The organism is Flavobacterium sp. FlaQc-28 (assembly GCF_044007415.1).
GTDB lineage: Bacteria > Bacteroidota > Bacteroidia > Flavobacteriales > Flavobacteriaceae > Flavobacterium.
This window is the reverse complement of record NZ_JBIPCM010000002.1, coordinates 420072-445511: the sequence shown is the minus strand read 5'-3', so window position 1 is coordinate 445511 and position 25440 is coordinate 420072. Positions and strand designations below refer to the sequence as shown.

Here is a 25440-nt window from a genome sequence, read left to right as displayed (position 1 = left end):
AAAATTAATAAATCCATTGTTTAAAATTAAAATATCAATCTTAAATAAATAATAAAATATAGTACATTTGAAATGCGTTATAGCTTTTTAATCAAAAAATACATTTATGTTGAAAATTAAAAACTTACTTTCTACATCTCTTCTTTTAATACCACAATTTTTCTTTGCTCAATACACTGATGTAATAAACTCAAACAGACCGGGCGAAACTATGTCTGCTTATGCTGTTGGAAAATCTGTTATTCAAGCAGAAATTGGCGTTTATGGTATTAAAGAAAAACATGACTTACTTAACTACGACGCAAGTGGTTTTGGTACTGATTTTACAATAAGATATGGTGCTTTTTTAGAGCAATTAGAATTTATTGTTGATTTACAATATCAAATGGAAAACTTTGATACTCCGTATACCAGCTACAAAAAAAACAATTTTAAACAAACTGTTTTAGGAGCTAAATATTTAATTTACGATCCTTACAAAAATTATAAAGACGAAGTAAACATCTACAGCTATAAAGCCAATCGCAGTTTTAAATGGCGCGAATTAATACCAGCAGTTTCGATATTTGCAGGAGCAAATTTTATTGGTGCCGACAATCCTTATTATTTCTCTCCTGATGGTGAGATTTCTCCAAAAGTAGCTTTGGTTACACAAAACTTATTTGGAGGCGGAAGATGGGTTTTTGTAACCAATATTATTGCAGATTATATTGGAACTGATTACCCTAGTTATGGCTACGTATTGACCTTAACACACGGATTTAATGCAAAATGGTCTGGATTTGTTGAAAATCAAGGATACAAAAGTGATTTCTACAGTGATGCAATCGTTCGCGGCGGTGCAGCTTATCTTTTATCACCAAATATGCAGATTGATGCTTCGATAAGTACTAACTTTAAAAATACTCCATCTGTTTTATATGGCGGAGTTGGTTTTTCTTGGCGTTACGACGGCTGGTATAAAGAAAAACAAATCGAGGTTAAAAACAGTGAAAGAGCTAAAAAGAATCCAGAAAATGAAAAAGAGATAGATTATCAGGCGAGAGAAAGAAAACGCAAAGCGAAATACGAATAAATTTTAATAACGAAACTCTCTGCGCTAAGAGATTTTTTATAATACCATCTTAATGATTACAATTAAAGAAGCTAAAACTAAAAAAGAACTAACCGAATATATCAAATTTCCATTTTCGCTATATAAGGACAATCCATATTGGGTACCACCTATTATTGCAGACGAACTAGAGTCTTTTGATAAAACCAAAAATCCTGCGTTTGATAATGCCGAAGCTTACTTTTATCTTGCTTATAAAAACAATGAAATTGTGGGAAGAATTACTGCAATTATCAATTGGGCCGAAGTAAATAATCAGCATAAAAGAAAAGTTCGTTTTGGATGGTTTGATGTAATTGATGATATAGAGGTTACAAAAGCATTGCTCGAAAAAGTATATGAATTAGGAAGAAAACACAACCTTGAACATGCCGAAGGTCCAATGGGCTTTTCTAATTTAGACAAAGTTGGCGTTCTAACGGAAGGTTTTGATCAAGTTGGAACGATGATTACTTGGTACAATAATCCGTACTATGTAACTCATTTTGAAAAACTAGGTTTTCAGGTTGAAAAAGAATACATCGAAAGCATATTTCCTTTTTCGAATGTAAAACCCGAATTTTTTCTTAAAGCACAAGCTTTAATTAAAAAACGCTACGAACTTAGAGCTCTTAATTTCACTAAGACAAAAGATATTATGCCGCATGTCGACAAAATGTTTGATTTGTTTAATGAATCATATGCCAAACTAGCTTCGTTTGTTGCGATTTCAGATATTCAAAAGGAGTATTTTAAAAAGAAATACATCAGTTTTATCAATCCTGAATACATAAAATTTGTAGTTGATAAAGATGATAACTTAGTTGCTTTTAGTATCGTTATGCCAAGTTTTACTGAGGCTTTACAAAAAGCAAAAGGAAAACTTTTTCCATTTGGTTTTCTTCACCTTTTAAAAGCGAGAAAGAAAAGTAAAGATGTAGTTTTTTACCTTATCGGTGTTCACCCAGATTATCAAAATAAAGGAGTTACTGCAATTATTTTTGATGAATATTACAAAACTTTCTCTGAAAAAGGAATTGTGAATTGTATTAGAACTCCAGAATTAGCAGAGAATACAGCGATTCATTTACTTTGGAAAAACTTTGATCCAAAAATTCACTGCCAAAGAAAAACATATTTGAAATACCTTTAAAAAATTTAGCTATCGAAATAGGCATTTCGTTTTAAACATAAAGAATCCATTCGCAATAAACGAATGGATTTTTTGTACCAATGACATTTTTACTATTCTACTTTACAATCTGTCTTAGTCAATCTGTTTTTTTTATCAAACTTCAATTTGGTTTTATCCTTAAAAGTTACTTTATCGTTAGCTTGAACAACATCTCCAAATCCCTCTATTAACGATCCGTCTTTTTGCAGAAATGCAACTTCCCGCACAGATGAAACTCCTTCAGAAGTAAAAGTATAATCAGCGATAAGCGTATCGCCATTCATATTTCCAATTAGAGTTCCTTCATTTTTATCTTTTCCAGATATATTATAGCTTAATTTTCCGTTTACCTCTTGGTGCGAGTTTACATTAAAACTCAATTCAATCACATTGCCATTTGCTCTTAAAGCATAACATTGATCACCTGCAGGTTCTTCTATTTGAGCCTCTTTTGGAGCATTTGGAGTAATTTGAACCGGTTCTGTATCTGTTGTTTTTTTACAAGAAACTAAAACAGTCAAAATTAGAGTCGTTAGTATAAGTAGCTTTTTCATAATTATTAATTTTATTTTCTGATTACAAATTTAAAGTTACTTCAAATAAAAAAAATCCATTCGTATAACAGAATGGATTTTTTTACATAATTTCCATTAAAGGAAATATTATTTTTTAAATAATTACGAAACGTCAACAGTTGTACGCTCTGCAATTTCTTTATAAGTTCCGTTAACCAATTTTTCGCGAATCGCTTCAAATGCGGTTAATGTTTCTTCGATATCAGCTAAAGTATGTGAAGCTGTTGGAATCATTCTTAACAAAATAATTCCTTTTGGAATAACTGGATAAACAACAATAGAAAGGAAAATACCGTAATTCTCTCTTAAATCGTTTACCATTACCATTGCTTCTGGAATACTTCCTTCTAAATAAACTGGTGTAATACAAGTGTTTGTATCACCAATATTAAATCCTTTTTCTTTAAGTCCGTTTTGTAATGCATTTACATTCTCCCAAAGTTTATCTTTGATTGAAGATGAATTACGCAATAATTCTAAACGTTTCAATGAACCAATTGTTTGGATCATTGGTAGCGCTTTAGCAAACATTTGTGAACGTAAGTTGTATTTTAAATAATCAATAACTTTTTTATCTGCTGCAACAAAAGCACCAATATTAGCCATTGATTTTGCAAAAGTCGAGAAGTAAACATCAATATCGTCTTGAACTCCTTGCTCCTCACCTGCTCCAGCACCTGTTTTACCAAGAGTACCAAAACCGTGTGCATCATCAACTAATAAACGGAAATTGTATTTTTGCTTCATTGCAACAATTTCTTTCAATTTACCTTGTTGTCCGCGCATTCCAAAAACACCCTCAGTAATAAATAAAATACCACCGCCAGTTTCTTCTGCCATTTTTGTAGCACGCTGCAGGTTTTTCTCCATACTTTCAAGATCATTGTGCTTATAAGTAAAACGTTTACCCATATGCAAACGAACTCCATCAATGATACAAGCATGCGAATCAACATCATAAACAATGATATCATTTTTAGTTACCAATGCATCAATGATCGAAACCATTCCTTGGTAACCAAAATTTAATAAATAAGCTGATTCTTTCATTACAAAAGAAGCCAATTCATTTTCTAATTGCTCGTGGTAAGTTGTGTGTCCAGACATCATACGAGCTCCCATTGGATAAGCTGCTCCAAATTGAATTGCTGCATCAGTATCTGCCTTACGAACTTCTGGGTGATTTGCTAAACCTAAATAATCATTTAAACTCCAGTTTAGGATATTTTTTCCGTGAAATGTCATTCTAGGACCTAACTCTCCTTCTAACTTTGGGAAAACATAATAACCTTCTGCTTGAGAAGCCCATTTTCCTAAAGGCCCTTTATTTTCTTGAATTCTTTCGAATAAATCTTTTACCATAATATAGTGTAGTAATATTTTTAACTTAATCAGCGAGCAAAAATAATCATTATTATTCTAAAATTCAGACAGTCATTTATTTTTATTTAAAAAAAAAGCCTTGATTCATAAATAAATTTACTCCCATTTGAATTCTGCAAATCAAGAAAAAAAACTCAAAAACCAAAGTTATCAATGTCGTAGTTTTTAGTATTTTTTTTATATTTGATACACAAAGCATTCTTTTTAAATTTTTTTAACAGCCTGATTTAGTTTTATTGCTGTATTTTATTTCTGTTTTTTATCCCCAAATAGCTGCCTTTTTTTTGAATAGTATAAACATTTTGAGTTAATATAATTTTGATAATAATATACCCAGGTTACCACTTTAAATTTTAAATATAACCGAGGTAGTTGTTTTATTATACATATTTAAACAAACATATCATGAAAACACTTTCAGATCACATTCAAGAAAGTTTTACACCTGTAAAAGAAGATCAGCAAACAGTTATAGAGAGTCAGATTGACAACCAAGAAGAGGTCGTTAATGAAGATGCGTCTACAGAAGAAGAAAAACCGTCCGAGTAAGGGACGGTTTTTCTTGCCTTACAAATCTGTACAATCTCCTTACAGTTAATTTTAGAATAGAAAAAATTTACTGTAATTTGTACATAATATTAAATCAACGTCCTCGCCTTTCGCTTTAGATTAATTACGCTCAAAATCAATCAGCTCTTTGTTTATTAAAAAAATAAGTCACATATTTACCAATTAAAACTTACATTTTAAAACTTGTAATGTGACTAAAAAGAAAAATAAAAAAAATGTAATTAGAAATATTAATAAAAGTTTATTTCGAAGAAAAGTTAAACGAAATAGGGCTTTTAGGATTGCTAAAAGAGACCAGTATGATTCAACTTATACAATCACTAAAAAAGAAAGTTTTATACCTAAAAATGAGATAATTCTAAAGGCTGATCGAAATTTTGAACTATTAAAAAATCCACAAACAGTTATAGATTACATTGCAAATTTAAAATCGTTTGCTAAAGACAATCAAAATGTAGATTCAATTTTCATAGACTTATCAGATGTATTGAACATTGATATTGGATCAATATGTATATTACTATCTTCTATAGTAGAGTTAAATATATATGGAATTAACCTTCGTGGAAATACGCCTGTTGATGTAAAAGCAAACAAGGTCTTTATAGAATCAGGTTATTTAAAGCATATGAGTAATTTATCTAGCAAGCTTCAACAAAAGATAAAGACGTTTACTGGTGATAATCTAATTCTTATGAGTGGCTCGGAAAAATCAGAGAGCAGAAAAATAGGAGAATGCATCAAAAATGCAGTTCAAATTTTATCAGGAGTAGCGTCTCATTATCCCCCAATTTACGGTATGATATTGGAAATGAATTGTAATTCTGTTGAACATGCTTATCATAAAAATAAACACTGGTTATTGGGAGTTAACATTGATAAAGAGAACAAAAAGATTATTTTCACTTACGCTGACAATGGATTTGGTGTATTAGGGACACTTCGAAGAAAATTTGCAGCAGTTCTTGAAGATACTTTTAAATTAAAAGAAAATTCGGAAATATTAGAAGGCCTTTTTGATAGAAAATATAATTCCAGATTTAAAAAGCAATACAATAGAAATAAAGGATTACCTGTAATTAAAAGAGCATTTGTTAACGGAAAGGTAAAAGATTTATTAGTAATAACTAATGATGTATCTTTGCACTTTGGGAAAGATGAGTCATTAAAGTTAAATAACGCATTTTCGGGAACATTTTATTACTGGGAGTTAGACTTAGAAACAATTGAAAATGAAAGAAATAGAGTATAAAGTTTTGGATTTTACTGAATATCCTGGTCCTCGCTATAAAGATCAAGGACAGTATAGTGGTGAATATTTTTATGAAAATGTCATAAAGCCTAAATTTCAAGAAGCTCTAGAATCTAATTCTATACTTGTTTTAGATTTAGACAATACTGCTGGTTATGCATCTTCATTTCTTGATGAATGTTTTGGAAATTTAGTATATGATTTTAATTATGATGAAATATTTAAAAGGCTAAAAATTATATCAACTCAAGAACCCGATTGGATTGAAGTTATTTTTAAAGAGACTCTTCCAGAGTGGAAAAGAAAACGAGACGGAAATATAGATCGTAAGTCTCCTGCGAAATGAAAGAAGTCTTTCTAATAATAATTGGTTTTGCTTTAGGAATTGCATCATTTTTTGTTTTAGTAACTCATATTCATCAAATTAGTGATATTATTAACACAATATCGATTTTTGTGAATATAGGCATTGGTGTTTTTGTGGCTTATTTTGTTCAGAATAAGTTAACAAATAATAGATATGTAAAAGAGTATCACATAAATTTAATTACTAACATTTCTAATGACTATGAGGCTTTTCTGAAAGATATTAGAAATGGTAATCTAAATAGAAAAGAGATACAAAGAGAATTTAAATATTTCTCTATGAGGTTTATTGCATTAGACAATATCTTGAAAACCTATTTAAGAAATAGCTCTCAAAATCTACAATTATTAAACAGGAACATGAGTCAAATTGTAACAGGCAGCGGAGATTTTAATAATACCGTAACTAATTCAAAAGTAAAATTATTATTTCGCACTCTTAATGACATGAATAGTAAGCATAACGAATTAACAGATTTAATAACTAATAACGTTATCACGATTAACTCAAAGTAATCCAAACATATTTTAAAATCCCGCTCGATGAGCGGGATTTTCTTTTTAATAACTTCTACTCGTGCTACTATAGAAACTAGATAAAGTATAAGACTTCGTAGCTTCTTCATTAGATGCTTTATCATTATAATAAGCTAGAAAATCACGCTTATCTTCTAGGTCTCCAATTTTCTTCAATTTCTCATTTAAAGAATCAAGATTTTGATTAAAACTAGTTTTTTCTTGTTTCGTGAATGTAGTAGAATCGTATCTCTTTTGACCTAATCTATTCAAATAAGTATGCTTTTTGATAATTACATTGCAAGCATTTACATTTGTTTGAGCAGACTGTAATAAAGTCAAATAGTTAGTTCTCCATGTCTTGTACTCAGCTGTATTTCCAATATTTTGAAAATTTGCACGATTTATTTCAATCTCTAATTGACCAATAAATCGATTAGACGTAACATAAAACAATTCATTTGTCATGGAGTTTTTAATAATTGGAAATCGATCGAAATCACCTCTTAAAGTACTATAATCATCATCCTTTTCAGTAATCAATTCATTCTTAACGAATTTATATTCGACCTCATTATTAATGAGAATATAGTAATCTGGTAGTTTAATAAAATCTCCCGATAGCACATTTAACTCAACAGGAGTTTCACCAGACACATATACTGATTTCTTTGATATTTTATCAGACAGTACTTTGCCTGTTTCAGTTTTTTGAATTGTAGATAATTCTTTTTGCGATTCGAGATACCATCTGTAATCATTCGTTTTTTCAGGTTCTTTGATCTTTATTTTTTGAATTTCGGTTTGAAAAGTTTTCAGATCGTTTTTACTAGAACGTTTACCTTTTTCATAAATAAGAATGTTTTTTGTAGATGTTTGCTGATTGTTATTTGAAGTCTTGATGAAATCATTTAACTTCATTCTTTCATCAATTGCGATAACTTTTATATTGTATCGATCTGCAAGTGTTTGAGAATCTATCAATAGCTTTTCTTTGATGTCATGTTTTTCATCAGAAGCTAAAAATGTATCAATATTTTGTAGAATCGTTTTTATTGCCTCTTTCTTTTCTTCATTCTCCTTCAAGGTATTGTTGTACAAATCGAATGCAGGTTTGTACTGATCTAACTTTTTTAATTCTCGTTTGTATTCTGCAGTAAGAACTTGTGTAGTGTCGTAAGTTTTGTAATCAATCTCTTTAATTACGACGGGATAAATTTTGAAAGTCTGTACTTGATACTTGTCAATAATCTGTTTAGATAGTTCAGGAGTGATTGTGAGTTTTTCTTGACTAAACGTCTTGGTAGTAAACAGAAATGTAGAAGTGGAAATAATGACGTACGTCAAATGCCTGCAGTACTTTTGATAGTGCTTTTTCATTAGGTGGTAATTTGGATTTATAAATGTTTAATGCAAAAAATAAGCGTGGACATTTACACCACACTAAATCCAGGATTACCACACCCTTAAACAAGCAATGATGCAAAGCCACGCCATGACGGCGCACCTCACATACATTATTTGCTTGTTAAATCGAGAAGCCGTTGAGCCTCAGAGTGGTAATTCGGATTTAGCAATAATGTAATTAAGCACGAATATTTTTACAATACAAAAATAAATAAAAAGGTCGACTTGGGACAATGAAAGTGAATAATGTTTTGATAGCTTATGAACAGAATATCTCTGATTTCACTCATGACGGATTGTTATATTATACATACAATTTAAACATCGATAATTATGTTCAAACTTCGTCTCTATAAATTTTTAAGTATCTTTATTCCTTACTTTAAAAGGAAACTAATGAATGAAATATATAATGCGATTAAAAATGCTGTAGACTATCATATTAAAGAATACAACAAGAAAAATTTATTTGATTTATCCTTGAGTAATAGCCTTGCAAAGGAATTTGCAGTCAAATATTCAGGAATGTACAAAACAGTAGATTTTTCAATCGAAGTTAAATATATTGATAATGACATAAAATTTTCAACTTATATTGATGCATCTAATTCTACCGAAGCTTCATTTGAGATAACAGATTTTATAAGATGGATAGTACAAATGCCAAAAGAAGATCTAATAAAAAGGATTCAATTTGCTTTGAGACAATAAATTTTATATTATTTCCCACTAACTGCTCTGTCAACCAAAGAGATTGAATCTCTTTTCGAATCATCTTTTGCAGGTGCCACTCGAGTTAATGCATCTAATTCTTCATCAACAAGTTTTTCTTTTAAATCCTCTTTCAATGATTGAATGTCAAATTTCTCTTGAATGTGTTTTGATAGTGGTTTCATAGTTTTTTATTTATGTATGTATTAAACCTTTGCTATCAACTCTTTATAACTTAACCTCTCGTCAGAATTAATCAAAGTTAGATTAAATTGTTCACCTATACTCATTGTTCTAATATTATATCGATATGCAAATTCGTCACAATAACGATGTAAATGTTTATCACTTGTACGATGATATATTCCAACAATACCACGTTTTAAAAGCCCCCAAAATCCTTCAATTCCATTCGTATGGTACGATCCTTTCTTGAAAAATCCTAAATTATGTTGGATCACTTTATGGTTATATTGTTTGTGTAATCCCTGATATCCCATCCATCCATCACTTACAATGATTGAACCTTTCTTTACTTTAGAATCGATTATAGGTTTAAGCGTTTTGCCTTTCGTATTCTCAACTACTTCAGTGTAAACAATTCCATTATTAAGCATACCAAAAACTGGAGTTTTTGTTTTTGTACTTCTACCTTGTGTATTATCAATTTTTTTCCCTTTACTACGATTTTTATTTTTCCCTCCTACAAAAGTTTCGTCAACTTGTGTAATACCATCAAATTCGAAATCGTCTCTCATTCGAACTGAATTTCGAATTCTACTTAACATAAACCAAGCTGTCTTTTGTGTAACACCTAATTCACGCATTAATTCATAACTACTAATACCTTTCTTATTTGTTGTGAATTTAAAAATAGCTCTGAACCATTTTTGTAATGGCACTGTTGATTTTTCAAAAATTGTTCCTTTTGTAACACTGAAAGGTAATCTGCAATCTTTACATTTGTAATAACCATTGTCATATCCTCTCTTTTTGATTCGATAATGATTATCACGCTGGCTTCCACAATGTGGACAAATTGGTTCTCCATTCCAACGCAATTTTTCTAGGTGTTCTCGACATGCTATTTCTGTGTTTAATACCTTTCCCATGTCGTATACAGATTTAAAAATCTGTGCAGTATCAAGTTCAATATCAGTATGCTTGCTCATATTTGTTTTATTAAAAATAATACATTTTGGCGTAACTGGTAAGGTTTTTCTTGCTTTTTTAGAACGAGTTATTAACAATTTCAAAGGGTCAGGCAATACAATTGGTGCAGGCTTAGAAGCTTTTTCTAGACCGCATACAATAAGTAGGTGTCTAAGAATGTCTTCTACGGTTTTGTCAAATGTATCCAGTTCATCATAATCAACATAATCATCAAATTGTATCAATTTTAGTAATAGATCTTCATCTTGTTCGTCTTCAGAATCTTCGTCGTAATCAAACTGTGAGAAATTGTACGTATTGTAGCAAGAATTAAAATCATATTTAACAGAAGTCATAATTTTCGAGTTAGAATTATGACGAATACAACAACATTTAAAAATGAAATGAATTTGATTTGGAAAGTTTGAAAATCGACAATGTAAACCAGTGATATTGTTTAATTTATAAAATAAAAATCACCTGATGTGAACAGGTGATTTTAAAACAATAATTAGAAAATTATCTTTATTAAATACTCAAGAATAATAGAAATAATTGTTTGAGAAATTGTACGAAGGATAATTTTCCAATTTAACTTAATCAGATTGAAAAAGTTTTTTAGATGATTTTTGATTTGCTGACACACAGCGGAAATGAAATTTAACATACTCAAAGTATTTTTATGATTAATATTTGAGAATTCAACAACATTGTCTTGGAAATTAATTTCATTTTGAAAAGTTAGAAAATGAAGCAAAAAGGCATGCTCTACGAAGCATGCCTTTTAATTGTTTAATTATACATATAATATAAAAACAAGAAATCCGTCTGGCAGGACGGATTTCTTCTAACATTTTTAACCCACTAAATGAAAAGCGATAAAAATTTGATAAGATAAAGAATGCGACGAACATGCTTTTTCCTCAATTTTAAGTTGATTTTTAATTTAAGTTCAAAAATTGGTTTGTTTGATTTTCTCATTGTATTAGTTTTTGAGATTATTAATACAGGATGTATCAAGCATGATCATTTTTGAGCTTATTTTTGGTTAGAGAATTTTCAATATTTGCGATATATTGAAAATAAAAAATCAGGCCTCTGTGAAGGCCTGATTTTACTAAGAAAAATATTTTATCATATTTTTAAAAAGCAGGTATTTTCATCATAAAAATAAAGCCATCTGTATAAGCAGATGGCTTTTAAATAATGCAGAACTTGCGTACAAGACCCAGAATATTGTTATATTGTATCAAATCCATTTACCAAAATTTAAAGTGGTAACCTGGGTATATTATTATCATAATTTTTACCAAAAAATGATAATTCTACAATTAATTAAGCGAAATATTAGTAACCATTCTATGACTTTTATCATAATAAAAGACAAAATAGTCTTTTATTTTTGATTAAAATTTAAAATGAAAACAAAACCAATTACTTATGAAAAAGAAACATACCATTCAGATTAAAATGAGTCTCTTTTTAAGCTTACTCTTTATCGCTCTTTTTTTAGGAAGCTGTAAAAAAGAGGAAGCCAAAAACTATGCAGATATCATGACCGAAGGAGAAATGAATGCAGAACTTACTGCACCTCCTATGGTTCCAAAACCAGTTGGAAACAGGACTGCCATGAAACTAAAACTTAACATGGAAATTAAAGAACAAGAAGGTACAATGACCGATGGCGTAAAATATACGTATTGGACTTTTGGAGGATCTGTACCAGGAAGCTTTATTAGAACACGTGTTGGAGATGAAGTCGAATTTCACTTAAAAAATCATCCAGATAATAAACTGCCTCATAATATCGACTTGCATGCTGTAACTGGTCCAGGTGGAGGTGCAACCTCATCACTTGTGGCTCCTGGTCATGAAAAGGTGTTTAGTTTTAAAGTAATTAATCCAGGTTTATATGTTTATCATTGTGCTACTGCTCCAGTAGGAATGCATATTGCAAATGGTATGTATGGTTTAATTCTAGTAGAACCAGAAGGCGGACTTCCTCCAGTTGATAAGGAATACTACGTTATGCAAGGAGATTTTTATACTCAAGGAGAATATGGTGCAAAAGGATTACAAGCATTCGATATGAACAAAGCCGTAAAAGAAACTCCAGATTATGTAGTATTTAATGGTAAAGTGGGAGCTTTAACAAATGGCGGCGAATTGACTGCTAAAGTAGGTGAAACTGTTCGTTTATATGTTGGTAATGGAGGTCCAAACTTAGTTTCCTCTTTCCACGTTATTGGTGAAATATTCGACAGTGTTCATGTTGAAGGTGGAAGTGTAATCAATAAAAATGTACAAACAACCTTAATTCCTGCGGGCGGTGCCGCTATTGTTGATTTTAAAGTCGAAACTCCAGGAACTTTTATTCTTGTTGACCACTCTATTTTTAGAGCCTTTAATAAAGGAGCTTTAGGAATGCTGAAAGTTGAAGGAAAAGAAAATAAAAACATTTATTCAGGAACTATTCAAGAAGGTATTTATTTACCTGAAGGCGGAACTATTCAGAAAATGCCGGGAAGCTCAGCTGCAAAAACAGCAATTCCAAAACGTACTGTTGCTGAAAAAATTAATATTGGAAAAGAAATTTTTGGAACGACTTGTTTTGCTTGTCACCAATCTGAAGGACAAGGAATTCCTGGAACTTTCCCTCCTCTTGCAAAATCAGATTATTTAAATGCCGATTCAAAACGTTCTATCAATACTATTCTACATGGTTTAACGGGTGAGGTAACTGTTAATGGCAAAAAATACAACAATGTAATGCCTGCTCAGAATTTATCTGATGATGAAATAGCAAATGTTCTTACTTACATCTATAACAGCTGGGGCAATAACAAAACCGAAATAACACCAGAAATGGTAAAAGCGCTAAGATAACAGCAACATTTTTCGCATGAAAAAAAATATTTTCATTCTTACTCTTTTCTTGATGCTTACAGGATTAAAAGCTCAAGAATCTGGAATGGTTCCGATAAAAGAGGGCTCGTTTGTCCCTCTTTACGGAGCCACCACCAAAAAACCTGTAGTTGTAAAATCGTTCTACATGGATATTTATCCGGTTACAAATAGTGAGTTTTTAAACTTCATCAAAAAAAATCCATCGTATGCAAAATCTAAAATAAAAGGAATTTTTGCTGACAAAAGTTATTTGTCGTATTGGACTAATGATTTTGATTTTGGAAGTGCAAATTCTAAATCTCCGGTAACAAGTGTTTCTTGGTTTGCGGCCAAAAAATACTGTGAATGCCAAGGAAAACGATTACCTACAATGGATGAATGGGAATATGTGGCTATGGCTGATGAAAAAAAAGTCGACGCCAGAACTAAAAAACAATTCAACGAATACATCTTATCTTGGTATGAGAAATCGAGAACATACGAAAATCAAATTGGAAAGACTTTCAAAAATTATTGGGGAGTTTACGATATGCATGGTTTAGTTTGGGAATGGACGTCAGATTTTAACAGCATTTTTTTATCTGGAGAATCGAGAAAAGATAAAAGCAGTGACAAGAATTTATTCTGCGGAAGCGGTTCTGTAAATGCAACAGATTTGATGGATTATGCGGCATTTATGCGTTACGCTTTTAGAGGAAGTCTTAAAGCACAGTATTCTACTCGAAATCTAGGTTTTAGATGTTCCAGCGATACAAACCCAAAACGATAACTTAAATTACTTTCAAATGAAAAAAACAATTATCGCTGTATTTATTCTCTTATTCTCTTTGCAAAGTTGTAAAGAGTCTGACAAGAAAAAAGATTCAGTACCTGTAAACAAAGAGATTAGTGATTTATCAATTTACAATTTGCCCTCAAAATGGACAACTCAGGACGGAAAAGATATTGAATTGAAAAGTCTAAAAGGAAACGTTCTTGTTATGGTTATGATTTACACCAGTTGTAAAGCTGCCTGCCCAAGATTAGTCGCAGATATGAGAGATATTGAATCTAAACTTGATAAAAACACAAAACAGCATGTAAAACTTATCTTGGTGAGCATTGATCCCAAAACTGATACCCCCGAAAAACTAAAAGATTTTGCAATTGCTAATAAAATGAATCAAGATCCCTGGCTATTTTTACGTTCATCAGAAGAAAATACTCGTGAGTTTGCAGCAGTTTTGGCTGTTAATTACAAGCAGATATCTCCTATAGATTTTTCGCATTCCAATATTATAAGCGTTTTTAATCCAGATGGAGAACTAATATTTCAGCAAGAAGGCTTGGGCGTAAACAATGATAAAACCATAACAACAATAAATCAAGAAGCAGAAAAAATTTAGAAATAGTAAATAGGTTGATTAGTAGAAAAACAAGAGTAGATTTTAGGAATGGATCGGCTCTTGTTTTTTGTTTATAAAGCCTTTAGATAAAGTCGTCCCGCTGGGGCTTTTACATATCGCAGCCAAACATTCTATAAATATATTGTCCCTCTGGGACTTTTTTGTTTTAAGAATGATCTTTTCTTATTGAGATCATCATTAAAACTAATCCCAAAACAAGAAGCAAGCTAAATATCAAAATACTTTGATAATAAAACACCATCGTGTCTTTTCCAAAAAAGAAAAGCCCGCCTTGAAAAAACAACAAAACTTCTGTAGCAATGTATCCTAAAATAAAACACTTTGCTCCATTTTTCATTAAAGAAGAATTACCTGAAAGCATCTTATTTTGGACTAATATTCCAAACAAAAAACCGGTTATAATTCCTAAAGTTGTTAAGTGAATAAAGCCAATTACAAAATTTCTAATTTGATGTGAAACTTCGGCAATATTCGGAAAAATCGTCAATAATTGAATCCCGATTTTTAAAAATAAAGAACACAAAGCTAAACTATAAAACAACTTTGCAGTTCGATTCAAATTAGTTTTAAAATCGATTATTTGAGGTTTCAGCATTTTGTAGAAGTAAATAAAAGCGAACAATTGCAGTATCACTCCAAGAATATTAATCCAATTTAAAATGTTGTTTTCCACAAACCATCGAATAGGAAATGCTACTGTTAAAAAGATCGAAACGACCAAAAGAGAGTAAAACATCTTAACCTTTTGTTCCTCAATTGCATGTTGAAATTGTTTTAAAAACAAAGCTAAAACGGCAAACAAAAACCAGCCGTTAAACTGAAAATGGAGAAAAAACTGAATGGCTATTTGATAAAATGCACTTTGTTTACCAAGCGTACTAACCGCAGGACCTAAACACCAAACTCCAAAAGTAGACAAAACCATAAATAAAACAGCCGTTTTTAAAAATCTGACTGCAGGAGTTTTGTCTTTAAAACTATCTTTCCAAACCAATCTGCAAAAAAGATAACTCAATAAAATATGCATAGTTGAAAAAATGATCGAAAACAATGCATAACCCTGAACAGGAAAAGTAACCATCATTCCGATAACAGCAATTTCTGTACACCAAAACAGACGACTGTAAATAGGTTTCTCTCTTTTTTCTTTCGGAATAAAAAAGTGTACAATTAAAACATAAACCATCATGTAAACCCAGCCCAGCATCGCCACATGAGAGTGTGCATGAAGCAGAAAACTATAATTTATACAGTCTAAAGGAAAAAGATACACATACCTCATTGATAACCCGAAAACACAAGCGATCAAGAAATTAAAAAAGCAGCAAATAATCCAGTTTTTTTGAGAATACATTTTAAATAATTCCATTTTAAGAATATTAAAAGTAGTAAATAGTTGTCATAAAAAACACCGATAATACTCAATACTTTGACATTTATCGGTGTTTTTCGACTATTAAAATTTAATCGTTATTCTACTTCAACAAATTCTTTCTCTAGAGCAACAGCTTTAGGAAACAAGATATTATTCTCTAAATGAATATGTTTATGTAAATCTTCTTCAAACTCCTTAAGCATTGCAAAAGTTACTCTATACGTTGTACAAGCATCTGCTGGAGGTGTGTAGTTATTTGTCAGACTCGCAATTTCTCTAAAACGTTCTCCCTCATTATCATGTTCATGCATCATCATTGCAATTGGGTTTGAAACCGTTCCAAACGAAGGCTGTGATAAAACTCCATCAGACTCTTTTGTTTTTACCATTCTCTTTACAAAAGGAAACAAAACTAATTCCTCTTTTTTCATATGCTGCGACAATTCTCCTGCACAACCAATAAACAACTCATTTATTCTAAATAACTCAGGATGGTTTGCTCCGTGTACTTTGCATAATTTATCTAGAAAAGCAAGAAGTGTCTGCGATTTTTCTTCTACATAACGATGATGTGTTTTTTCTATATAATCTGCCAATAAATCTAAAGGCCAAGAATTAAAGTCTATTGAACCGTTATTCTCTGATTGCAAAACCTCATAAACACTTTGCAGCAAAGCATCAGAATCTATTTTTTGTTTTTCGCATACTTCAGTTACTGTTCTGTTTCCTTTACAGCAAAAATCAATTCTATATTTTGAAAATACTGCAGCTGTTCTAAAATCCTGAGCTACAAAAGATCCGATTGTTTTATTTTTTAAATTTTCCATGATAATCAATTTTAATTTTTATTTGTTTTTATTTTTTAAGGTCAGGTCAAATACAAACCAAGCCATTGTTATAAATCCGATTCCGAATATAGAATCTCCTATTGCACGAAGCCATTTTAAGGTAATCATTGCCGGCTGTTGCATTAATTCAGAAGAACGGGCGTACCACATTCCGTGATCGATACTTTCTATTGCCTGCCAAACTCCTATTGGAAGCAAACTCAATATTGCCATCAAAAACAAACCAATATTTAAGCTCCAAAAAGTAATTTTAAGCAGTTTAGTATTCCAGTTTACATTTCTGTATAAACTTCTCAATACAAATAATACTAAACCTATTCCCAGCATTCCATAAACCCCAAACAAAGCAGTATGTCCGTGCAATGGCGTAGTATTTAAACCTTGTACATAATAAAGTGCTATCGGAGGATTGATAATAAACCCGAAAATTCCAGCTCCGAGAAAATTCCAAAATGCCACAGAAATCATAAAATAAATAGGCCATTTGTAATCAGCAATCCATTGTGTTGATTTTGAAATTTTATAGTTTTGATACGCTTCAAATCCAATTAAGGTTAAAGGCACAACCTCTAATGCACTGAAAGTAGCTCCTAATGCCATAATTGCTGTTGGAGTTCCTGAGAAGTACAAATGGTGAAAAGTTCCCAAAATACCTCCTGACATGAAAATAATCGTTGCAAACAGAACATTCAATGTTGCTGTTTTAGTTTTCAATAGTCCTAATCGAACAAACAAGAAAGCAATAACCACCGTTGCAAACACTTCAAAGAATCCTTCAACCCAAAGGTGAACAACCCACCATCTCCAGTATTCGGCAATAGCCAGATTTGTTTGTCTTCCCCACATTAAACCAGCTCCATAAAACATGGCAATTGCAGTACAAGAAACTAAGAATAAAATGATTAGGTTTTTTTCTTCTGTTTTTTTCTTTAAAACTGGTATTAATGGACGAATCATTAAAGCAAGCCACAAAAACAATCCAACTAAAAGGAAAATCTGCCAAAAACGTCCTAAATCAACATATTCATAACCTTGGTGACCAAACCAAAAGTTTTGTACTAAATTCAATTTCTGCATTACGCCAAACCATTGTCCAGCCATTGAACCCAAAACAATTATCAATAAGGCAATAAATAAGAAGTTTACTCCAAAACATTGAAATTTAGGATCTTTACCCGAAACTGCCGGAGCAATATACAATCCAGTTGCAAGCCAAGCTGTTGCAATCCAGAAAATAGCCAATTGCGTGTGCCAAGTTCTTGTTACTGCATAAGGTAAAATTTGATCAATTGGAATTCCGTACAAACCATTTCCTTCAACGCCATAATGAGCTGTTATTATCCCAAATACCATTTGCAAAATCATTAACAAACTAACGATCCAGAAATATTTTGTAACCAATCCCATTGATGGAGTTTTACCTTGTTTAATAATCGGGTCTTCTTTTGGAAGTGGAAATTCTTCTTCTTCACCCGATTTTGCATGATAAAACACTAAAATACCAACACTTAAAATCAACAAAATAATACTGACACCAGACCAAGCTAAAAGTTCTTTAGTAGCTTTATTGCCCACTAATTCATCTGCCGGCCAATTGTGCGTATACGAAATATCTGAATCAGGACGATTTGTAACTGTTGCCCATGTTGCCCAAAAGAAAAACGCATTCATTTTATGCATTTTCTCTTCATCTTTAATAGAGTTTTTAGGAATTGCGTATTCCTCTCTCAGTTTATCAAATTTTGGATCATTGGTAAAAAGACCTTTATAATATTCACTCAAACCTTCAATCGCCGCAACACGGTTTTCAGATATAGTAAGAACTCCTGTATTTGGATCATATCGATTGGTTCGCACATCTTTTTGCAAACGAACTTTTAATGCTGATTGTTTTTCTTCATCAAGTTCATCAAACTTTTTATTGAAGTCTTTTTGGGCAAATTTATCCAGTATAAAAACTGCCTCACGATGAAGCCAATCTGCCGTCCAATCTGGTGCAACATAAGCACCGTGCCCCCAAATAGAACCAACTTCCTGTCCGCCTATACTCTGCCAGATATTTTGTCCGTCCTTAATTTCTTCTTCAGAAAAAATAACTTTACCGCCATCAGAAACAATCTCTTTTGGAACTGGCGGAGCCTGCTGATAAATTTCGTAACCGTAATAACCTAATACAGAAAATGATATAGCCATTACTAGAATAAAGACTATCCACAATTTTTTTTCTCTTTTCATTTCTTTTCAATTCAATAAAAGACATTTTTATCTTTTATTTGTTTTTAAAAAAACTCCAAACCTTGTTTAAAGGATTCGGAGTTTTGGTTATTTACTCAACAATCAATACGCCTTTCATCATAGCCATGTGGCCAGGGAAAGAACAGATAAATGGATATGATCCTTTTTTATCAATTGTAAACTCAATTGTATCTTCTTCTCCTCCTCCTAATAATTTAGTATGAGCAATAATTGAAGCTTTTTCAGATTCTGGAATAAAATCAGTTGCTTTTGCATCATTAGCTTTCAAAGCAAAAGCCGCTTGATCTGTACCTTCTTGAAGAATAACTAGATTATGTCCCATTGCTTCTTTTGGGATTTTACCAACATGTTTTAAAGTAAGCGTAATTGGTTTTCCTGCAACTGCTTTCAATTCATTTGTGCTAAACTGCATTTGGTCATTTCCTTCAATAACTAATACATTTTCTGCCGTTGAAGTTACAGGAGCAGCTTCTCCTTCTGTTGAAGTTTCTGTTTGCTCTTCAACTGGTGCAGTTTCTTTTTTACCGCAAGAAGTTATTGTTAAAAATCCCATAAGGATCAATAGCGAAATTTTAGTTTTTGTATTCATTTTTTAGATATTTATTTAATGTTAATCGTTAATATTCAATGTTTTCAAAAAAAAGTCTCCTGATTTTACTCCTAACGCCAACTGTTCAAGAGTAGTTTTAGTCAACATCTCTAAAAGTAAACCTCTAATCTTTTTAAAATCATGATGAACTGGACAAGGATGCTCTTCAGAACATTCTTTTAAACCAATACCGCATCCTTTATAAATTTTGTCTCCATCAATGGCATCTACAATCTGAATTAATTTTATTGTTTTCAATGCTTCATTTGAAACTTCAAATCCGCCACCAACTCCTTTAGCCGAATGAATTATTCCGCTTTTAGTTAAAATCTGCATAATTTTAGCCGTAAATGGTTCCGGAGAATCAATTTCTTTTGCTACATCTTTTATTCCAACCCTTATTCCTTTAGAAGATTTAGTTGCAATAAAAATAGAAGCTCTAATTCCATACTCACACGCTTTTGAAAACATATCTCATTAATTAATTCCATACAAAATTATTTAATTTTATTATAAAAGACAAATTTATCTTTAATTAATTTTATAAAACAAAAACTTATTTATAACCAGAATAATTTAGAAGTGCTAAAACACTTATTTGACTTAAAATTCACATAAAACCCAATTTTAATTTTAACTTTGAGAATACTAATTTTTCTAATATTGAAATAATGGCTTTAAGCAACTCAAAAGATCTAAAATTAGCTGTTCTTATTGATGCAGATAATGTACCCTATAGCAATGTAAAAGGTATGATGGAAGAGATCGCAAAGTTTGGCACACCAACTACAAAACGTATTTATGCTGATTGGACAAAGCCAAATGCAAACGGATGGAAATCTGTATTATTGGAGCACGCCATTACTCCTATTCAACAATACAGTTATACGGTTGGAAAAAACTCATCAGATTCAGCCTTGATTATTGATGCAATGGATTTACTTTATTCAGGGAAACTTGATGGTTTTTGTATCGTATCAAGCGACAGTGACTTTACCCGTTTAGCGGTGCGTCTTCGAGAATCTGGTATGAAAGTAATTGGTATAGGCGAAAAGAAAACACCAAGTTCTTTTATTGCCGCCTGCGACAGATTTATCTACATCGAAGTTTTAGACGGTGCCATTCAAAAAAAGAAACCTAAAACAGTTATTGCTGCAGATACTAAAAAACTAGTTGAAAAACCTGCAGAAAAAGCATTGCACAAAATTGATAAACAAACTATCGAACTTATCGAAGCTACTATCGAGGACATTGAAGATGATGACGGCTGGGCATTCTTAGGTGATGTTGGAAATCTAATTGTAAAAAAGAAACCTGAATTTGATCCTAGAAATTACGGATTTTCTAAACTTACGCCAATGCTGAAATCACTTACTGATATTCTAGAAATCGACGAAAGAGAGTCTGACAAAAAAGGCATTAAACATGTCTATGTTAGATTACGATTCAATTAATTAAAATTTTACCCTATTAATACTTTAAAAACATGAGAAAAAAATTCTTTATCTACGGATTCTTATTGTTTCTAATTGTTGCAGCAATTTATTATTACACTGACCGAGGCTTTTTACTTGTTATAATTCTTCCAATATTATTGATTGTTGGACTTTATAATGCGACTCAAACAAAACATGCCATTTTAAGAAACTTTCCTGTTTTGGGATATTTCAGATATTTATTTGAAATGATTGCACCCGAAATTCAACAATATTTTATTGAAAGATCTACAGACGGAAAACCTTTCTCTAGAAACCAACGCTCATTAGTTTATCAAAGAGCCAAAAATATTGATTCAAGCACTCCTTTTGGAACACAGCAAAATTTAAACACTGAAAGTTATGAGGGAATAAAACATTCTATTTTTCCAGCTAAAGTTAACGAAGAGTTACCTCGTGTTTTAGTAGGCGGAAAAGACTGTAAACAACCTTACTCTGCTTCTTTATTTAATGTTTCAGCAATGAGTTTTGGCTCGCTGAGCGAAAATGCTGTTCGTGCTATAAATATTGGAGCACAAAAAGGAAATTTTTATCAAAACACGGGTGAAGGCGGATTAACTGAATTTCATCTCGCAGGCGGCGGAGATATTACTTGGCAAATTGGTACAGGCTATTTTGGCTGTCGTGATGCCGAAGGAAATTTCAGCCCAGAAAATTTCTCTGAAAAGGCAAATCTTCCAAACGTAAAAATGATCGAAATTAAACTTTCTCAAGGTGCAAAACCAGGACATGGAGGCGTACTTCCTGCAAGAAAAAACACAGAACAAATTGCTAAAATTAGAGGTGTTGAGCCGCACACAATGATTCTTTCACCTCCAGGTCATCATGCATTTTCTGATTCTAAAGGTTTGATTCGTTTTATTGCACAGCTACGTGAATTATCAAACGGAAAACCAATTGGTTTTAAATTGTGTATTGGTAACACGGCTGAATTTGAAGCAATCTGCCACGAAATGATTGCTGAAGATATTTATCCTGATTTTATAACTATTGATGGCGCCGAAGGAGGAACTGGCGCAGCTCCTTTAGAATTTGCTGATGGTGTTGGAATGCCATTTGAGCCAGCCTTAATATTCGTAAACAAAACTTTGATTGGATTAAATATTCGTGACAAAATACGTATTATAGGAAGTGGAAAAATTATTTCTGGATATTCTATTCTGCACGCCATAGCTTTAGGTGCTGATATGTGTAACAGTGCGCGCGGCTTTATGTTTTCATTAGGCTGTATTCAAGCCTTAAGATGTCATAATAATGAATGCCCTACAGGAGTTGCCACACAAAATAAAATGCTGATGAAAGGGTTGGTTGTTACTGATAAATCAGATCGTGTTTATCATTTTCATAAAAATACACTTCATTCTGCCAACGAACTTTTGGCAGCGGCAGGAAAAACCTCTTTTGCTGATGTAGATATTAATATATTTATGCGTGGTGATGAATTTACTAATTTATCAGAGTTGTATTTCCCAGATAACCTGACAAATGTTACCAAAATAAATTAAATAGAAATGCCTCTTTATTATTTAAAGAGGCATTTTTTTTATAACTCAAACTTTACCAAAATAACTATTGAGTGCACTTAATAATTATTTTATAAAACTCATAGAAAGAGTTTAATTCAGTAATTCTGGCAAAGTTTCTTTATTTATAATCTGTTTCACAAAAACCGTGTTATCGTCAGCTAGAAAATAGGCGTCAAATTGAATCCCTTCTTCTATTAGATCTTTTGGTATTTGATTTTTCTTTATCATTTCCTTCAACAATTTATCAAACGCAATGCCTGCCGCTAATTTATTAGGAGCGTTTTGTTCTAAATTAGTTTCAAATCGCAGTTCAATTTTATCATCATTAATATATCCTCGAGCAGTTGTCAATGTAACATTTTCAGCTTTAAAAGCTGGTGCCGCAGCATTATAAGATGTTACAAACTCCTGAAGTTTTTGTTTTGCATTTTTACAGCTTACAACCATTACTAACATTATAACTGCAAGCGAGATTTGAGTGATTTTCTTTAACATAATCAATTTTATTTAATTTTTTGAAGTCTTAAAAGCGCTTCAAGATAGTAATAATCTGCGTAATTTATCGAACAATCTACTTCGCTGTCTGCTGGTTTATGTCCTGTTGAGTGCAATAAAAAGGCTGAATTCACATCACGGCTCTGGTAATTATCTGAAAGCGAAACAATCATTTTTTTAGCTTTAGTCAAATATTCTTTTTTCAAAACAGAGTCTTTTGTATATGAACTCAATTCTAAAAGTGCCGAAGATACAATTGCCGCTGCCGAAGCATCTCTTGGTTCATTTGGAATATTTGGCGCGTTAAAATCCCAATACGGAATTAAATCTTCTGTTGTCAATTTATCTAAATAAATACGGGTAATTTTATGAGCAAAATCTAAAAATTTAGAATCTTTTGTTTCTCTATAAACCATTGTAAACCCATAAATTGCCCATGCCTGTCCTCTTGCCCACATACTTTCATTACTATAACCCTGAGCTGTTTGCCCTTTGATTTTTTTACCCGTTTCAAAATCATAAATCACAACGTGATAAGATGTATAATCAGGTCTAAAATGGTTATTCATTGTTGTTTCGGCATGTTTTACAGCAATATTGTATAACATTTTATTACCTCCGTTTTTAGAAGCCCAAAACAACATTTCTAAGTTCATCATATTATCGATGATCGTATTGTGCCCGCCCATTTTATTATGAGGCCAAGATTGAATTGTACCTACTTTAGGATTAAAAAGTGTTGCCAGCGTGTCAGCTGTTCTTAATATAATTTCTTTGTAAGCAGGATTTTTAGTCAATCGATATCCATTTCCGAAACTATTAAAAACCTGAAACCCTAAATCATGATCTGCCGCTTTGCTTACAGATAAAGGTGTTAAGAGGCGTGTAAATTTATCAGCTTCCTTTTCCCATTTCTTATCTTTTGTTGTTTCATACAAATACCACAATTCGCCAGGCCAGAATCCGCTTGTCCAGTCTTTATAATTTACAAAACTCCAATCCTTACTTCCATTTGGAACCATTCTTGGCAAAGTTCCATTATTCGGAATCACTTTTAAAGTTTTTGAAGCCTGCACTTCGCAATAATCAAGCTGTTTTTTTATATTAAAAGAATCGTTTTTTTGAGCATTACTGTAATTTCCAATAAGAAGCAAAACCAAAAACAAAATAAAAGTTTTTAAATTCATGTGGTTATTTTTTATAGATAGTTTATCGAATAGATAAATTTATAAAATAAAGCAGACGGATTTTAATGTTTGTGTTTTGCAATTCGTAAAAAACGTTTTCAACTCTTTTTTTATATTTTCTCGTTTGTCAAAGTTCAAAACTTTAGCAAAGAGAAATAACTTATAAAGATTAATTGTAATTTTGTTTCAAACAAAAAACTAAACTTGAACAAAACCCGAATACACTATTTCATTTTATTTCTAACCACTATTCTTCTAGGAATTCTTTCAAGGAAAATTTCAGTTATTCCGTTATGGATTGGCGATTTTCTATATTCGATTATGATTTATTTTCTGGTTCGAATCTTGTTTATCCGTAAAAAAACCATTTTTATAATAATCTCCTCTTTACTATTATGTTATAGCATTGAGTTCTTGCAGCTTTATCAAGGGGAAGGCATTACAGCACTCAGAAAAACACTTTTTGGAAAATACGTTTTAGGACAAGGTTTTCTTTGGAGTGATATTATTGCTTATACATTTGGAATCATTTTTATTTTTTTAATCGAAAAATTCACTTTAAAATATAACACTCATGAAACTCGTTTTCGCTTCAAATAATGTAAATAAAATAAGGGAAATTCAAAGTATTCTTAACGGATCTATTCAGCTTTTAAGCTTAGAAGATATTGGCTGTCATGAAGAAATTCCGGAAACGGCAGATACAATTGAAGGCAACGCGATTTTAAAGGCTAATTATGTAACTGAAAAATACGGTTACGACTGTTTTGCAGATGATACGGGCTTAGAAGTAAAAGCTTTAAACGGAGAACCAGGCGTTTATTCGGCAAGATATGCAGGTGAACAGAAAAATGCTGATGATAATATGAATAAACTTTTGGATGCTCTAAAAAACGAAGATGATCGCAGTGCACAGTTCAAGACCGTTATTGCATTAAATTTAAATGGTGCGCAGCATCTTTTTACCGGCTTGGCTAAAGGAACTATTACTTTGAATAAAACTGGAAATCACGGTTTTGGATATGATCCTATTTTTCAGCCCGTAAATTATAATGAAACTTTTGCTGAACTATCAGCTGAAGTTAAAAATAAAATCAGTCATCGTGCAAAGGCAACCGAGCAACTTATTGATTTCCTGAATAGAACAAAATAATTG

Annotated in this window: 26 protein-coding genes; 14 read left to right on the top strand and 12 right to left on the bottom strand. The window is 31.6% G+C overall.

The genetic code is table 11. From position 1 onward, the window contains the following. Positions 1-106 precede the first annotated feature (106 nt). Both ACHRVL_RS07790 and ACHRVL_RS07785 read left to right on the top strand, forming a co-directional pair. Positions 107-1075 carry a transporter gene (locus tag ACHRVL_RS07790; protein ID WP_395411650.1) on the top strand — a complete coding sequence of 323 codons (969 nt, stop codon included), beginning with the start codon at positions 107-109 and terminating at the stop codon, positions 1073-1075. A 52-nt stretch (positions 1076-1127) separates the two neighbouring features. Then, entirely contained in the window at positions 1128-2246 is a 1119-nt protein-coding gene (locus tag ACHRVL_RS07785; RefSeq protein ID WP_395411648.1) for a GTP cyclohydrolase, read from the top strand. Between the two features lie 92 nt (positions 2247-2338). Here the strand turns inward: ACHRVL_RS07785 and ACHRVL_RS07780 are convergent, their stop codons facing one another. Both ACHRVL_RS07780 and ACHRVL_RS07775 read right to left on the bottom strand, forming a co-directional pair. Then, complete coding sequence (locus ACHRVL_RS07780; protein WP_395411645.1) at positions 2339-2821, bottom strand: hypothetical protein; 483 nt, start codon at positions 2819-2821, stop codon at positions 2339-2341. Positions 2822-2944: 123 nt separating this feature from the next. Further along, complete coding sequence (locus ACHRVL_RS07775) at positions 2945-4204, bottom strand: aminotransferase class I/II-fold pyridoxal phosphate-dependent enzyme (protein WP_129053665.1); 1260 nt, start codon at positions 4202-4204, stop codon at positions 2945-2947. A 426-nt stretch (positions 4205-4630) separates the two neighbouring features. Between ACHRVL_RS07775 and ACHRVL_RS07770 the strand changes: the two genes are divergently transcribed. The 4 genes from ACHRVL_RS07770 to ACHRVL_RS07755 all read left to right on the top strand — a co-directional run bounded on the left by ACHRVL_RS07770 (position 4631) and on the right by ACHRVL_RS07755 (position 6929). Next, complete coding sequence (locus tag ACHRVL_RS07770; protein WP_395411643.1) at positions 4631-4774, top strand: hypothetical protein; 144 nt, start codon at positions 4631-4633, stop codon at positions 4772-4774. Between the two features lie 211 nt (positions 4775-4985). After that, entirely contained in the window at positions 4986-6047 is a 1062-nt protein-coding gene (locus ACHRVL_RS07765; RefSeq protein WP_395411641.1) for a hypothetical protein, read from the top strand. After that, complete coding sequence (locus ACHRVL_RS07760; protein ID WP_395411639.1) at positions 6028-6393, top strand: STAS-like domain-containing protein; 366 nt, start codon at positions 6028-6030, stop codon at positions 6391-6393. The genes ACHRVL_RS07765 and ACHRVL_RS07760 overlap by 20 nt, the downstream gene beginning before the upstream one ends. After that, entirely contained in the window at positions 6390-6929 is a 540-nt protein-coding gene (locus ACHRVL_RS07755) for a hypothetical protein (RefSeq protein ID WP_395411638.1), read from the top strand. The genes ACHRVL_RS07760 and ACHRVL_RS07755 overlap by 4 nt, the downstream gene beginning before the upstream one ends. Before the next feature lie 45 nt (positions 6930-6974). Here the strand turns inward: ACHRVL_RS07755 and ACHRVL_RS07750 are convergent, their stop codons facing one another. Next, complete coding sequence (locus tag ACHRVL_RS07750; RefSeq protein ID WP_395411635.1) at positions 6975-8309, bottom strand: hypothetical protein; 1335 nt, start codon at positions 8307-8309, stop codon at positions 6975-6977. A 423-nt stretch (positions 8310-8732) separates the two neighbouring features. Between ACHRVL_RS07750 and ACHRVL_RS07745 the strand changes: the two genes are divergently transcribed. Continuing rightward, positions 8733-9047 carry a hypothetical protein gene (locus tag ACHRVL_RS07745; RefSeq protein ID WP_395411633.1) on the top strand — a complete coding sequence of 105 codons (315 nt, stop codon included), beginning with the start codon at positions 8733-8735 and terminating at the stop codon, positions 9045-9047. A gap of 8 nt (positions 9048-9055) precedes the next feature. Here ACHRVL_RS07745 and ACHRVL_RS07740 read toward each other — a convergent pair whose 3' ends face one another. Together ACHRVL_RS07740 and ACHRVL_RS07735 are read right to left on the bottom strand one after the other, a co-directional pair. After that, the gene (locus ACHRVL_RS07740; RefSeq protein ID WP_395411632.1) at positions 9056-9232 is read right to left on the bottom strand and encodes a hypothetical protein; all 177 of its coding nucleotides are present in this window, start codon (positions 9230-9232) and stop codon (positions 9056-9058) included. Between the two features lie 21 nt (positions 9233-9253). Next, a complete protein-coding gene (locus ACHRVL_RS07735) occupies positions 9254-10555 on the bottom strand; it encodes an IS1595 family transposase (protein ID WP_395411631.1) in 1302 nt (433 codons plus the stop codon). A gap of 1114 nt (positions 10556-11669) precedes the next feature. Here ACHRVL_RS07735 and nirK point away from each other — a divergent pair. Genes nirK through ACHRVL_RS07720 form a run of 3 tightly spaced genes read left to right on the top strand, consistent with a single transcriptional unit; the run spans position 11670 to position 14491 of the window. Continuing rightward, entirely contained in the window at positions 11670-13085 is a 1416-nt protein-coding gene (gene nirK / locus ACHRVL_RS07730) for a copper-containing nitrite reductase (RefSeq protein WP_395412177.1), read from the top strand. A 16-nt stretch (positions 13086-13101) separates the two neighbouring features. Next, the gene (locus ACHRVL_RS07725) at positions 13102-13875 is read left to right on the top strand and encodes a formylglycine-generating enzyme family protein (RefSeq protein ID WP_395411630.1); all 774 of its coding nucleotides are present in this window, start codon (positions 13102-13104) and stop codon (positions 13873-13875) included. Between the two features lie 16 nt (positions 13876-13891). Next, the gene (locus tag ACHRVL_RS07720) at positions 13892-14491 is read left to right on the top strand and encodes an SCO family protein (protein WP_395411628.1); all 600 of its coding nucleotides are present in this window, start codon (positions 13892-13894) and stop codon (positions 14489-14491) included. Positions 14492-14657: 166 nt separating this feature from the next. Here the strand turns inward: ACHRVL_RS07720 and ACHRVL_RS07715 are convergent, their stop codons facing one another. The 5 genes from ACHRVL_RS07715 to ACHRVL_RS07695 form a co-directional block, all read right to left on the bottom strand. Further along, the gene (locus tag ACHRVL_RS07715; RefSeq protein WP_395411627.1) at positions 14658-15881 is read right to left on the bottom strand and encodes a hypothetical protein; all 1224 of its coding nucleotides are present in this window, start codon (positions 15879-15881) and stop codon (positions 14658-14660) included. A gap of 101 nt (positions 15882-15982) precedes the next feature. Next, the gene (gene ric, locus ACHRVL_RS07710) at positions 15983-16714 is read right to left on the bottom strand and encodes an iron-sulfur cluster repair di-iron protein (RefSeq protein ID WP_089056602.1); all 732 of its coding nucleotides are present in this window, start codon (positions 16712-16714) and stop codon (positions 15983-15985) included. Positions 16715-16732: 18 nt separating this feature from the next. Next, the gene (locus ACHRVL_RS07705; RefSeq protein WP_395411625.1) at positions 16733-18970 is read right to left on the bottom strand and encodes a nitric-oxide reductase large subunit; all 2238 of its coding nucleotides are present in this window, start codon (positions 18968-18970) and stop codon (positions 16733-16735) included. Positions 18971-19061: 91 nt separating this feature from the next. Next, positions 19062-19580 carry an azurin gene (gene azu / locus ACHRVL_RS07700; protein WP_395411624.1) on the bottom strand — a complete coding sequence of 173 codons (519 nt, stop codon included), beginning with the start codon at positions 19578-19580 and terminating at the stop codon, positions 19062-19064. A 21-nt stretch (positions 19581-19601) separates the two neighbouring features. Then, on the bottom strand, positions 19602-20051 hold the full coding sequence (locus tag ACHRVL_RS07695) for an RrF2 family transcriptional regulator (protein ID WP_395411623.1): 450 nt from the start codon (positions 20049-20051) through the stop codon (positions 19602-19604). A gap of 200 nt (positions 20052-20251) precedes the next feature. Between ACHRVL_RS07695 and ACHRVL_RS07690 the strand changes: the two genes are divergently transcribed. Then, positions 20252-21034, top strand: coding sequence for an NYN domain-containing protein (locus tag ACHRVL_RS07690; RefSeq protein WP_395411621.1), 783 nt, complete (start codon positions 20252-20254; stop codon positions 21032-21034). A 32-nt stretch (positions 21035-21066) separates the two neighbouring features. Beyond that, positions 21067-22581, top strand: coding sequence for an FMN-binding glutamate synthase family protein (locus ACHRVL_RS07685; protein ID WP_395411619.1), 1515 nt, complete (start codon positions 21067-21069; stop codon positions 22579-22581). A gap of 111 nt (positions 22582-22692) precedes the next feature. Here the strand turns inward: ACHRVL_RS07685 and ACHRVL_RS07680 are convergent, their stop codons facing one another. Both ACHRVL_RS07680 and ACHRVL_RS07675 read right to left on the bottom strand, forming a co-directional pair. Next, positions 22693-23097: a hypothetical protein gene (locus ACHRVL_RS07680; protein ID WP_395411618.1), complete on the bottom strand. Its 405-nt coding sequence runs from the start codon at positions 23095-23097 to the stop codon at positions 22693-22695. A gap of 8 nt (positions 23098-23105) precedes the next feature. Beyond that, entirely contained in the window at positions 23106-24284 is a 1179-nt protein-coding gene (locus tag ACHRVL_RS07675) for a glycoside hydrolase family 88 protein (protein WP_395411616.1), read from the bottom strand. 204 nt (positions 24285-24488) lie between these two features. Between ACHRVL_RS07675 and ACHRVL_RS07670 the strand changes: the two genes are divergently transcribed. Continuing rightward, positions 24489-24884: a DUF2809 domain-containing protein gene (locus ACHRVL_RS07670; protein WP_395411614.1), complete on the top strand. Its 396-nt coding sequence runs from the start codon at positions 24489-24491 to the stop codon at positions 24882-24884. Beyond that, positions 24859-25437, top strand: a complete 579-nt coding sequence (locus ACHRVL_RS07665; protein WP_395411612.1) for a non-canonical purine NTP diphosphatase — start codon at positions 24859-24861, stop codon at positions 25435-25437. Before ACHRVL_RS07670 ends, ACHRVL_RS07665 begins: the two co-directional genes overlap by 26 nt. The last annotated feature ends 3 nt before the right edge of the window (positions 25438-25440 follow it).

What these genes read in the sequence shown, in the direction of transcription:
- ACHRVL_RS07665 (WP_395411612.1), top strand. Translation starts at nt 24,859, where the DNA reads ATGAAACTCGTTTTCGCTTCAAATAATGTAAATAAAATAAGGGAAATT.
- ACHRVL_RS07790 (WP_395411650.1), top strand. Translation starts at nt 107, where the DNA reads ATGTTGAAAATTAAAAACTTACTTTCTACATCTCTTCTTTTAATACCA.
- ACHRVL_RS07775 (WP_129053665.1), bottom strand. Translation starts at nt 4,204, where the DNA reads ATGGTAAAAGATTTATTCGAAAGAATTCAAGAAAATAAAGGGCCTTTA.
- ACHRVL_RS07685 (WP_395411619.1), top strand. Translation starts at nt 21,067, where the DNA reads ATGAGAAAAAAATTCTTTATCTACGGATTCTTATTGTTTCTAATTGTT.
- ACHRVL_RS07780 (WP_395411645.1), bottom strand. Translation starts at nt 2,821, where the DNA reads ATGAAAAAGCTACTTATACTAACGACTCTAATTTTGACTGTTTTAGTT.
- ACHRVL_RS07745 (WP_395411633.1), top strand. Translation starts at nt 8,733, where the DNA reads ATGAATGAAATATATAATGCGATTAAAAATGCTGTAGACTATCATATT.
- ACHRVL_RS07760 (WP_395411639.1), top strand. Translation starts at nt 6,028, where the DNA reads ATGAAAGAAATAGAGTATAAAGTTTTGGATTTTACTGAATATCCTGGT.
- ACHRVL_RS07680 (WP_395411618.1), bottom strand. Translation starts at nt 23,097, where the DNA reads ATGTTAAAGAAAATCACTCAAATCTCGCTTGCAGTTATAATGTTAGTA.
- ACHRVL_RS07715 (WP_395411627.1), bottom strand. Translation starts at nt 15,881, where the DNA reads ATGGAATTATTTAAAATGTATTCTCAAAAAAACTGGATTATTTGCTGC.
- ACHRVL_RS07725 (WP_395411630.1), top strand. Translation starts at nt 13,102, where the DNA reads ATGAAAAAAAATATTTTCATTCTTACTCTTTTCTTGATGCTTACAGGA.
- azu (WP_395411624.1), bottom strand. Translation starts at nt 19,580, where the DNA reads ATGAATACAAAAACTAAAATTTCGCTATTGATCCTTATGGGATTTTTA.
- ACHRVL_RS07720 (WP_395411628.1), top strand. Translation starts at nt 13,892, where the DNA reads ATGAAAAAAACAATTATCGCTGTATTTATTCTCTTATTCTCTTTGCAA.
- ACHRVL_RS07750 (WP_395411635.1), bottom strand. Translation starts at nt 8,309, where the DNA reads ATGAAAAAGCACTATCAAAAGTACTGCAGGCATTTGACGTACGTCATT.
- ACHRVL_RS07735 (WP_395411631.1), bottom strand. Translation starts at nt 10,555, where the DNA reads ATGACTTCTGTTAAATATGATTTTAATTCTTGCTACAATACGTACAAT.
- ACHRVL_RS07675 (WP_395411616.1), bottom strand. Translation starts at nt 24,284, where the DNA reads ATGAATTTAAAAACTTTTATTTTGTTTTTGGTTTTGCTTCTTATTGGA.
- ric (WP_089056602.1), bottom strand. Translation starts at nt 16,714, where the DNA reads ATGGAAAATTTAAAAAATAAAACAATCGGATCTTTTGTAGCTCAGGAT.
- ACHRVL_RS07705 (WP_395411625.1), bottom strand. Translation starts at nt 18,970, where the DNA reads ATGAAAAGAGAAAAAAAATTGTGGATAGTCTTTATTCTAGTAATGGCT.
- ACHRVL_RS07770 (WP_395411643.1), top strand. Translation starts at nt 4,631, where the DNA reads ATGAAAACACTTTCAGATCACATTCAAGAAAGTTTTACACCTGTAAAA.
- ACHRVL_RS07695 (WP_395411623.1), bottom strand. Translation starts at nt 20,051, where the DNA reads ATGTTTTCAAAAGCGTGTGAGTATGGAATTAGAGCTTCTATTTTTATT.
- ACHRVL_RS07690 (WP_395411621.1), top strand. Translation starts at nt 20,252, where the DNA reads ATGGCTTTAAGCAACTCAAAAGATCTAAAATTAGCTGTTCTTATTGAT.
- ACHRVL_RS07755 (WP_395411638.1), top strand. Translation starts at nt 6,390, where the DNA reads ATGAAAGAAGTCTTTCTAATAATAATTGGTTTTGCTTTAGGAATTGCA.
- ACHRVL_RS07740 (WP_395411632.1), bottom strand. Translation starts at nt 9,232, where the DNA reads ATGAAACCACTATCAAAACACATTCAAGAGAAATTTGACATTCAATCA.
- nirK (WP_395412177.1), top strand. Translation starts at nt 11,670, where the DNA reads ATGAGTCTCTTTTTAAGCTTACTCTTTATCGCTCTTTTTTTAGGAAGC.
- ACHRVL_RS07785 (WP_395411648.1), top strand. Translation starts at nt 1,128, where the DNA reads ATGATTACAATTAAAGAAGCTAAAACTAAAAAAGAACTAACCGAATAT.